This is a genomic window from Thermovirga sp., from assembly GCA_012523215.1.
Lineage (GTDB): Bacteria > Synergistota > Synergistia > Synergistales > Thermovirgaceae > 58-81.
In genome coordinates, this window is the sequence record JAAYIZ010000263.1 from 1 (window position 1) to 7,245 (window position 7,245).

General features: G+C 58.2%; 8 protein-coding genes. 7 read left to right on the top strand and 1 reads right to left on the bottom strand.

The window, feature by feature from the left end; translation table 11 throughout:
- The coding region (locus GX108_07165) for a transporter substrate-binding domain-containing protein (protein ID NLO56810.1) at window positions 1-201 on the top strand (201 nt) is incomplete at its 5' end.
- A 30-nt stretch (window positions 202-231) separates the two neighbouring features.
- Here GX108_07165 and GX108_07170 read toward each other — a convergent pair.
- Window positions 232-720, bottom strand: a complete 489-nt coding sequence (locus GX108_07170) for a hypothetical protein (protein NLO56811.1) — start codon at window positions 718-720, stop codon at window positions 232-234.
- A gap of 96 nt (window positions 721-816) precedes the next feature.
- On the opposite strand from GX108_07170, the gene miaB reads away from it, so the two are divergent.
- The 6 genes from miaB to GX108_07200 form a co-directional block, all read left to right on the top strand.
- Window positions 817-2,151, top strand: a complete 1,335-nt coding sequence (gene miaB / locus GX108_07175) for a tRNA (N6-isopentenyl adenosine(37)-C2)-methylthiotransferase MiaB (GenBank protein ID NLO56812.1) — start codon at window positions 817-819, stop codon at window positions 2,149-2,151.
- 6 nt (window positions 2,152-2,157) lie between these two features.
- On the top strand, window positions 2,158-2,814 hold the full coding sequence (locus GX108_07180) for a competence protein ComEA (protein ID NLO56813.1): 657 nt from the start codon (window positions 2,158-2,160) through the stop codon (window positions 2,812-2,814).
- Between the two features lie 5 nt (window positions 2,815-2,819).
- Window positions 2,820-4,223: a ComEC/Rec2 family competence protein gene (locus GX108_07185; protein NLO56814.1), complete on the top strand. Its 1,404-nt coding sequence runs from the start codon at window positions 2,820-2,822 to the stop codon at window positions 4,221-4,223.
- Window positions 4,224-4,265: 42 nt separating this feature from the next.
- A complete protein-coding gene (locus GX108_07190; GenBank protein ID NLO56815.1) occupies window positions 4,266-5,036 on the top strand; it encodes a type III pantothenate kinase in 771 nt (256 codons plus the stop codon).
- Between the two features lie 49 nt (window positions 5,037-5,085).
- Window positions 5,086-6,066 (top strand): tRNA-dihydrouridine synthase family protein, encoded by a 981-nt coding sequence (locus GX108_07195; protein NLO56816.1) that lies wholly within the window; start codon window positions 5,086-5,088, stop codon window positions 6,064-6,066.
- Window positions 6,044-7,245, top strand: a 1,202-nt coding sequence (locus tag GX108_07200; GenBank protein NLO56817.1) for a lysine--tRNA ligase, incomplete at its 3' end; no start/stop codon positions are given. The genes GX108_07195 and GX108_07200, both read left to right, overlap by 23 nt.

The window sequence follows — 7,245 nt, forward strand, 5'->3', positions numbered from 1 at the left end:
GAGAGGTATCTCGCCGATGATCCTTCTTTCGGAGAGGGACTCGTGGTGGCCTTCTCCGGCCGTGTAACCTCTGAAGCGATGGGTTTTGCCGTCAGGAAGATCGACGAGCTACTCCTCGAAGAGGTCAACTCCGCCCTTGAAGCCCTTTCGGCTGAGGGCTACCTGGACGATCTCGGAAAGAAGTGGTTCAGGAAGTCCTAAGGTACAATGCCCTTCTTTTTTTCCCCCTTACTAATCCAGTTTTTCAAGAAATGCCAAGGCGAACCTTTCCAGTTCGACGTCCTCGTACCGTGTCTCGAAGGTCAGGGTGAAGTCAGGAGACACTTCCACCACCAGGACTCTGCCCGTCAGGGGGTGGCACTCGATGACCGCCTTGCGGCCGCCTATTTTAAGGGTGCTGAACGTGGCCCCTGAACCGATAGGCCCGTCGTCAGTGTTGATCTCCCCCTCGGGAAGGCCTTGCCAGAGGGTTCCAGGTCCCTTAACGAGAACCACGAAGACGGAGTGGTTATCGGTACGACGTTTATAAATTCCTTCCACTCGGCAGCCAAGCTCTTCCGAGGGCGTTTCGAGTTCCATGGATACCCTGTCTTCCAAGTTCCACCCGATGATATCGGGGAGCGGGTATGGCGTTTTTTCGGCGGAGCCTGGCGAGGTCGCCAGGGTGATGGCGAGGGACAATGCTCCCAGGATCATCACGATTTTCCTTACTCCGGGCATGATCCGGCCTCCCTTCCCGTTCACAGGCGCGAAGGTGGTATCATTTCGTGGTGAAGTAATTCCTTCACGGATCATATTGTACATGGAGGCCGGGAATTGTACCGCTTCAGCATAAACGTTTTCGGGTGCCAGATGAATGTTTACGATGCGGATAGGATCAGAACGTCCCTGGCGTTCAAGGGCTGGAAAGAGACGCCCGAGGAAGAAGCCGAGGTGATCCTCTTCGTCACCTGCAGCATACGCGACAAGGCCGAGCAGAAAGTGTGGAGCGACCTTGGAAGGCTGGCTTCAAGCCGAAAGGATCTGGTTATCGCCGTGGTGGGATGCATGGCCCAGAGAGTCGGTCCCCTTTTGCTCAAGCGCTTCCCCCCGGTGAGGTTCGTTTGCGGCCCACGGAGCCTGGGGAGGCTTCCGGCGGCACTGGAGGAGGTTATGGCCACCGGCAAGGATATCGCCATCATCGACGAGGATCCCACGGCCCTCGACGACCTGTCAGAGATCCCCCTGGCCCGCTCAAATCCATGGAAAGCCTTCATCACGATCGCCCATGGGTGCGATAACTTCTGCACCTACTGCATTGTGCCCCATGTAAGGGGACGATTCGTCTCGAGGGATCCCGATGATATCTTCCGGGAAGTAGAAAGCCTCGCTTCCGACGGGGTCAGGGAGATCACTCTTATAGGCCAGAACGTCAACACCTACGGAAGGGATTTCGACAACGGTTATGTTTTCTCAAGCCTTCTCAAGGACGTGGCCCTTATCAAGGGTGTAAAAAGGCTCAGGTACGCCACGTCCCATCCGAGGGACCTCACCCCGGACGTAGTGGAAGTCATGGCTAAGTATGATAATATCTGCCCAGCCATCAACCTTCCGATACAGTCGGGGAGTGACCGGATCCTGAAGGCCATGAACAGGGGCTACACCGTCGAAGGCTATGCCTCGATACTGGAAATGATCAGGACATCTCTCCCCGCCGCGGCCGTTACCAGCGATCTGATTGTCGGTTTTCCGGGGGAGACCCTCAAGGATTTCCAGGAGTCGCTCGAGGTCGTTGGGCGTTTCCGGTTCGACCTCATCCATACTGCAGCCTTCTCACCCCGGGAAGGGACGCCGGCGGCCCGCATGGACGGCCAGGTTGGAGCGGCGGAGAAGCGACGAAGGCTGAGAGAGATCAACGAAATTCAGGCCGAAATATCCAAGGAAATCAACCGGGACCACGTGGGAAAATCCTTCACCGTCTTGGTTGATGGTTCGGCGCCAAAGGGGGAAGGCCTTTTGCAAGGCAGAACTCCTTCAGACAAGGTGGTCATCTTCCCTGGAGAGCCCACTCTGATGGGTTCTTTCGTCACGGTGAGGATCACCGGGGCAGGGAACTGGCACCTGGTCGGAGAGCAGGTGCGGGATCGGCAGGAAAACCTTCGGGGGCGGTGAGAGAGCATGGAGGTCTCACATACCAGGCGAGGATTGCTCTTCCTGGCAGGCGGGGTTGCGTGCCTGGTATTGGCGGGGTTTCTCGTTTCACTATTCACGGGTAAATGGGATAAAAACCCCTCGGGCCAGGTGGCGGGACCGGCCCCCGTCTCAACGATGGGGGCGGTCCAGCCCTCGGGGGATACTCCCGGGCAGACCTTCTCCGGGGAAAAGATCCTGGAAGACCAATGGGTAATTTATATCACGGGGGCCGTCATGAGGCCTGGTGTCTACAGGCTCCCCGGTGGGACCAGGGTTTACCACGCGGTCGATCAGGCGGGGGGGCTCAGCGCGGAAGCCGATCCGGAAGCCTTCAACATGGCCCTGATCCTTTCTGACGGTATGCACGTTCATGTGCCCCGCGAGGGCGATGCTCCGGGCCAGCCCCCTGGATACCAGGGTGGCGGCTTCCCGGGGTCCGACTTTGGCCCCATCGATATAAACAAGGCCGGCGCGGCGGCCCTCGAGTCTCTTCCCGGCATCGGCCCCAAACTCGCCGGTGAGATCATCAGGCATAGAGAGGAGCGGGGAAGATTTTCCAGCGTGGAGGATCTCCTTTCAGTGAAGGGAATAGGGGAAAAGAAGCTTTCGGCGATCAGGGATCTGGTAACGGTATCCCCCTAGGGCCCTTGGCCAGGGCTCCGGCCTTCGTGGCCCTGGCGGCCAACTGTCTTCTGCTCTTCCTTGACGCAAAGGGGATCCCCCTTGCCGTTTCACTCGTTGCGGCCCTTTTAGCCGGGATGTTCATTGTCCTGGCAGGTTCCGTCGAAAGGATACCGCCGGACGGCATGGCGGTCTTCCTTTTGGTGGCCCTTTTCACCCTTGCCGGCTCGGTCATTCTCATCCCACGCGTTCACCGGGGAGAATTTGACCCCTTTCAGGTTTCTTCCACGGGAACGGTGCTTTATGAAAGACCATGGGGAAGGGGAAGGGTAGTACTCGTCGATACTCCCGGAGGAAAATACGTGGTGCACCTGCCACCCTCCTCGCTTTTCAGGGAGGGAGATCGTGTTAAGATCGATGGAGTGGCCGCGCCGTTGGAAAAGGCGGAAAAAGAAGGAGATTTCGACGAAGCCCGGTTCTGGAAGTCCAGGGGAGCCGTCGGCAAGATAAGACGCCCCGGCATCCAATTGACCGGTGAGGGTGGGGCGGGGATCCTCGGACTTAGAAGGAACTTGAAAGATAGGATACTCATGAACTTGCCCCCGCTGATGAGGGGCCATCTCCTCGCAGCTCTCCTCGGCGGCAGGGATCCCGATTTGGCGGAGAGGCACTCCACGTGGGGCACATCCCATATCCTGGCGGTCTCGGGTCTTCATACGGGGATGGTGACCCTGGTGATCTTCCTTCTCATTCCCCCGGGTCCCTTTAGGATTCCTGTGGCATCGCTGGTTATGTGGATTTATATCCTTTGCGCGGGAGCCTCGGCCAGCGCCCTGCGAGCCGGGTTGATGATCCAGTCCGGTTTCGTTGGAAAATGGCTGGGAAGGCCTTCCTCGACCCTGAACGCCGTTTCCGTGGCGGGGTTGTTCCTCCTTTTCTGGCGTCCCTGGTTCTTCTGGGACCTGGGATGGAGGTTGTCGATGACGGCGGCGCTGGTCCTTTCATGTCTTTTCAGCGGAGGGGGAAAAGGGAGCCGGGTGGCAGCACCGATCGTACTTTGGTTGGCTACGGCGGGGATGGTCACTGGAGTATTCGGTTTCGTGCCGGTCGCGGGCATGGCCATCAATTTCCTGGCCGTGCCGGTTTTCACCCTTCTTCTGCCTCTGGCTTTTTTCCTCGCCCTTCCTTCCCTGGCGGGGATACCGGGAGGCTGGCTCCTGGCCCAAGCGGGGGAAGGTCTTTTTTCCGCCTGGGGCGGATTTGCGGATCTGGCAGCTTCCTTGATGCCCTGGGAGGCTCCTTATTCGGGGGTACTAGCTCTTTCAGGGATGGCCCTGACGGCCTACATGGTCTTGGCCGGCTTGGGTTTTCGCAGAGTCCGGGCGGCCCTTTTCGCTGTCTCTATCGCCCTATTCCTGGCTTTGCTATAGAAAGGGGCCAGGGTAGGAGGCACTTCTCCTGGAGGTGAGGTCATGCTCCTGGTCGTCGATATCGGGAACACGAACACGGTCATCGGAATCTGCGACGGAAAGGAACTGGTCCAGCGCTGGAGGCTCGTCTCCGCGAGGCACACTTCCGATGAACTGGGGATATGCCTTTTCAACCTGTTGACCCTTGCCGGGATCAGGCCTGCTGATATTACCGGGGCCGCCCTTTGCAGCGTGGTCCCCCCCCTCGACGCTCCCTGGGAGGAGTGCGTCCGGCGCTTCCTATCGGTGGAATGCCTCAAAGTCACAAATCTTTCCGATATCGGCATTCCCGTTTTATACGATCATATCTCGGAAGTGGGCGCCGACCGGCTTGTCAATGCCGTTGCAGGCATAGACCTTTTCGGGTGCCCCCTTCTCATCGTCGACTTCGGCACGGCTATCACCATCGATGCCCTATCGTCCCGCGGGGAATACCTTGGAGGTTCCATCGCGCCGGGACTGATGGTCAGCATGGAGGCCCTGTTCGGCAAGGCGGCGAAGTTGCCCAAGGTTTCCTTTGACTTGCCCGAAAGCGTGATAGGGAGGAACACGAGGGATTCCATGCAGTCCGGCTTCCTTTACGGTTTCGCCGGGATGGTGGATTCCCTGGTAGAAAGGATCAGGAAAGAACTGGGCGAAGAAGTCAAAGTTATCGCCACCGGCGGCCAGGCCGAAGTCATAGCGCCGATATCGAGCGCCATAAGCGCCGTGGAACCCTGGCTTACCCTCAAGGGTCTCAGGCTGATCTACGAGAGGGTAAGAGGAGTGATCTGAGATACCTTTCGATGCCGGTTCCTTCCCAGCGCGAGTGGGTGGGGTCGATGTGGAAAACCCCATCTGGTTGGCACCTCTCGCTGGTGTGACCTTCCCATCGACAAGGCTCTTCTTCAGGGGTCTTGGCGCAGGGCTGGTCCACACCGAAATGATAAGCTGCGCCGGGCTCGTCCATGGAAGCCGAAAGACCTTCTCCATGCTCAAGACCGTCGAAGGCGAGAGGCCCGTCGTTCTTCAGCTCTTTGGCCCCGACGCGGCGACCCTTTACGAGGGCGCCCAGAGGGCTTTAAGTTGTTCATCCTTTGAAGCCATTGGTATAAATATGGCTTGTCCCATGCCGAAGGTGACCAGAAAGGGCGCTGGTTCAAGCCTGCTTGGGCGTCCCGAGGTCGCCTCCGCCATGGTGAGAGCCTTGGTACCGCTGGGGCTTCCCGTCTGGGTGAAGACCAGGAAGTCTCCCCCTGCGTCCTCCATGGATACCCTTGCCTTTTCCGGCATGTTGCTGGAAGCGGGCGCCTCCCATATTTGCATTCATGGCCGCCTGCCCGCCCAGAAGTACGGGGGAATGGCGGATAAAAGCGTCGTTATCGACGCTGCCAAGGCCTTCCCCGGCATGATAGCCGCAAGCGGTGATATCTTTTCACCCGGGGACGCCTTGGAGATGCTGGAGAAGGGGTGCTCCGCCGTATTCATCGCCAGGGGAGCGATGAAAGATCCCTTCCTGATCCCGGCCATACTGGACCATTGCGGTTTTCCCGTGGATGAAGGATTATTGACGCCATCGCCCTGTTCCAGGGCGGACCTGATGGTCTCCCTTGGGGAGACCATATTGAACGAAGAAGGGGAAAAAGCCGCCATCGTCTTGCTCAAGCGTTTACTCTCGGGTATGTTTAAAGGGTTTAACGGAGCTTCGCGATTCAGGCGGGCCGTTTCCGACACCTCTGACTGGCGCGGAATCAGCGAGGTGCTCGAAGAGTGTAGACCATCACCAGAAAGGAGCGAGCTTTGTGATCGAAGAAAGGTTACCTGAAGGTACTGAAGAACAGGAGGACGAAATCCTCAGGCAACGCACGGAGAAATTGCTGAGGCTCCGCGAGGAGGAGGGGTACGACCCCTTCGCCCATGAGAAATGGATAAAAAAGCATTCCCTGGACTTTGTTCGTGAAAACTTCAACCGCCTTGCCGAGGATGAAAAGGACGATACGGAAATTGTGACCGCCGGCCGCCTCATGATCATCAGGAGGCACGGCAAGGCCACCTTCGCCGATCTCGCCGACGAGACCTCGAGCATCCAGCTGTATTTACAGGTGGACACCATGGGCGAGGAGGAATACGCCTTCTTCAAGAAATGGGTCGATACCGGGGATATGCTGGGCGTGGTGGGTTATCCCTTCAGGACCAAGAGGGGCGAGCTTTCCATCCTCGTCACGAGGTGTGTCCTCCTGGCCAAGGCCCTTCGACCGCTTCCGGAGAAATGGCATGGCCTGAAGGAGACGGAGATCAGGTATCGCCAGAGGTATGTGGATATGATCGCCAATCCCGACGTTCGGGAGATCTTTCGGAAGAGATCGAGGATTATCTCCACCTTCAGGAAAGTTCTCGAGGATCATGGGACTCTCGAGGTGGAGACCCCCATCCTCGCCACCCTTGCCGGGGGGGCCAACGCCCGTCCCTTCCAGACCTTCCATAACGCCCTGGGAATAAAAATGTACCTGAGGATCGCTACGGAACTATACCTCAAGCGGCTCATCGTAGGCATGCTGGGCCGCGTCTACGAGATAGGCAAGAACTTCCGGAACGAGGGAATAGACACGATGCACAACCCGGAATTCACCTCCATGGAGGTCTATTGGGCCTATGCCGACTACGAGGACATTATGAACCTCACGGAGGAACTGATCGTCGCTTCGGCCGATGCCGTCGGTGGCAGGGACGTGGTCTACCAGGGCACGCCCATTAGTTTCCACCCCCCCTTCAGGCGGGCCACCATGGCCGAACTGGTGAGGGAGACAACGGGCTTCGACATCTTCGAGTTTGGGCCCCAGGACGATGAGAAGGCCCGCAGTTTTGCCAGGGCGAGAGGCGTTGACGTCGAGGGGGGCGAAAGCCGTTTCTTAATACTGACGGAGCTCTTCGAAAAGTTCGTGGAGGAGAACCTCATCCAGCCCACCTTTGTCTTGGGACTTCCCACGGAGGTTTCCCCTCTCGC